The sequence below is a fragment of the Mycobacterium sp. 1165196.3 genome (assembly GCF_001673415.1).
Classification (GTDB): domain Bacteria; phylum Actinomycetota; class Actinomycetes; order Mycobacteriales; family Mycobacteriaceae; genus Mycobacterium; species Mycobacterium europaeum_A.
On the sequence record NZ_LZLU01000154.1, the window covers coordinates 1 to 2506 of the forward strand.

The window sequence follows — 2506 nt, forward strand, 5'->3', positions numbered from 1 at the left end:
GCAGAAGGCGCTGAACTACGAGGGCGACGACGTCATCACGATTTTCAAGGGCCTGCAGCTCGACATCGGGGCGCCGCCGCAGTTCATGGATTTCCGGTACACGGTCCATGACCGCTGGCACGGCGAATTCCAGCTCGACCACTGCGGCGCCCTGCTCGACGTGGAGCCGATGGGCGAACAGTACGTGTTCGGAATGTGCCACACCATCGAGGATCCGACGTTCGACGCCACCGCGATCGCGACCAACCCGCGCGCCCAGGTGCGCCCGATCCACCGGCCGCCCCGCACGCCCGCCGACCGGCACCCGCACTGCGCGTGGACCGTCATCATCGACGAGTCCTACCCCGAGGCGCAGAGCATCCCGGCGCTGGACATCGTCAGCCGAACCCGCGCCGCCACATGGGAACTCGACGCCATCGATCGTTCGGACGAGGGGCAGGCGGATTACTCGGGCCCCCTGCTGTCCGACTTCGACTTCGCCGCCTTCTCCCATTCGGCGCTGGTCCGGATGGCCGACGAGGTGTGCCTGCAGATGCACCTGCTGTACCTGTCGTTCGCGATCGCGCTGCGGGCCCGGGCGGCTAGCGAGGAGGAAGCCGTCGGCGTATGCACCCGGGGCCTGATCGGCATAGCGGGCATGGCCGCCGAACGCATCCACCGGGCGCTGAAGCTTCCTGGCGGGATCGAAGGGGTATTGCGGGTCCTCGAGCTGCACCCGCTGCTGAACCCCGCGGATTACGTTGTCGCCGAGACGGAATCGAACCGGCTGCACGTCCGCCCGTCGCCGGCCCACGACGACGCCGCCTGGATCTCGTTGTGCTCGCCGGAATCCGTCCAACCGCTCCAGGCCATCGCCACCGCGGTGGAACCGCACCTGGCGGTCCGAGTTAGCGGGACGGCCACCGACTGGACGGCGGAGCTGATCGAAACCGATACGCCCGCCGAGGAACTGCCAGAGGTTTCGGTGGTCAGGGTCAGCGGCGGATCGACGTTCCAGTTCGAGCCCAGGCGTTCGCTGCCGCTGACGGTGTTGTAGCACAAAGCTTTTTGTCAAGGGGTTTTCGGTACCGCTTCGGTGACGCAAGCGCATCGAGCGGATACCAATGACATTGCGAAGCATCGGCTTTCCGCGTGTCCGCCGCTATCGTTAACGCTGGCCACCGACCCCTATGGACGAAGGTTTTCGCTCTATGTACGACCCACTCGGGTTGTCGATCGGGACCACGAACCTGGTCGCTGCGCGTAATGGAAGCCCACCGGTTACCCGCCGGTCCGTGGTTACCCTTTACCCGCACTGTGCTCCGAAAGTCGGTGCGCCCGAAGAGAACCCGTACCTCGCCGAGCCCGGCGTGCCGATGAAGGGCTTCATCGAGCGCATCGGTGATTCCGTCGCGCTGGTGTCACCCGACGGTTCCACGCACGACCCGGAACTGCTGACGGTGGAGGCGCTGGACGCGATGGTGCTCGCCGCGGGTGCGGACGCGGCATGCTCGGAGATCTCCATCGCCGTGCCCGCGCACTGGAAACCGGCGACGGTGCAGGCGCTGCGGGACGCCCTGCGCACCCACGTGGGCTTCGTGCGTAGCGGGATGGCGCCGCGGCTGGTCAGCGACGCCATCGCGTCGCTGACCGCGGTCAAGTCCGAGCTCGGACTGCCCGACGAGGGCGTGGTGGGGCTGCTCGACTTCGGCGGCAGCGGCACGTCGGCCACCTTGGTCGACGTCGCGGGGGATTTCGAACTCGTCAGCGCGACACTGCGTTACACCGCGCTGTCGGGCGACGAGATCGACCAGGAGTTGCAGCTGCGTGCCTTCGAGGAGCTGGGCCACGGCAGTGGCCTGGACCCGGCCAGCACCGCCGGTGTCGGCCAGCTCGGCGAACTCAGGGAACAATGCCGCGCGGCCAAGGAGCGGCTCTCGGCCGACATGGCCACCGACATCGTCGCGGTGCTCGGCGGGCGCAGTTGCAGCCTGACGCTGACGCAGGACGACCTCGAAGAGCTGATCCAGGATCGGCTGACCGGCTTCATCTATGCCTTCGACGACATGCTGGTGCGCTACCGCAAGAGCTGGTCGGACCTGGCCGCGGTGGTCACGGTCGGGGGCGGCGCGCGCATTCCGCTTGTCACCGAACGTCTTTCGATGCACGGCCGCACGCCGATCCTCACGCCGGCGCAACCTGCCCTGGCCGCGGCAAGCGGGGCGCTGATCCTGGCTTCCCGCGGTGGCGAACTGGACCTGCGCACCCGGACCTCGATCGGGCTGCTCGCTTCCGCCGACGCCGCCGGTGATGTCGTCGACCTGGGCGCCGGCGACGTGCTGGTGATCGACGACGAGGCGCTGACCGATCGCGAATTGGCTTGGTCGCAAACCGAATACCCCGGCGACCTGCGGATGCGGTTCGGCGGGGAAACCTACGACGAAGACGGTCCGGCCGGCTGGTCGATGCGGCTCAACGTCATCCAGCCGCCGCGGGAACGCCGGCGCTGGCTGCGGCTTCGGTTCTC

Annotated in this window: 2 protein-coding genes; both read left to right on the top strand. The window is 67.9% G+C overall.

The features are described from left to right. The coding region (locus A5659_RS16850) for a hypothetical protein (RefSeq protein WP_067182747.1) at window positions 1-1036 on the top strand (1036 nt) is incomplete at its 5' end. A gap of 154 nt (window positions 1037-1190) precedes the next feature. Then, window positions 1191-2506: Hsp70 family protein (locus A5659_RS16855; protein ID WP_067182750.1), on the top strand; the 1316-nt coding region annotated here is incomplete at its 3' end.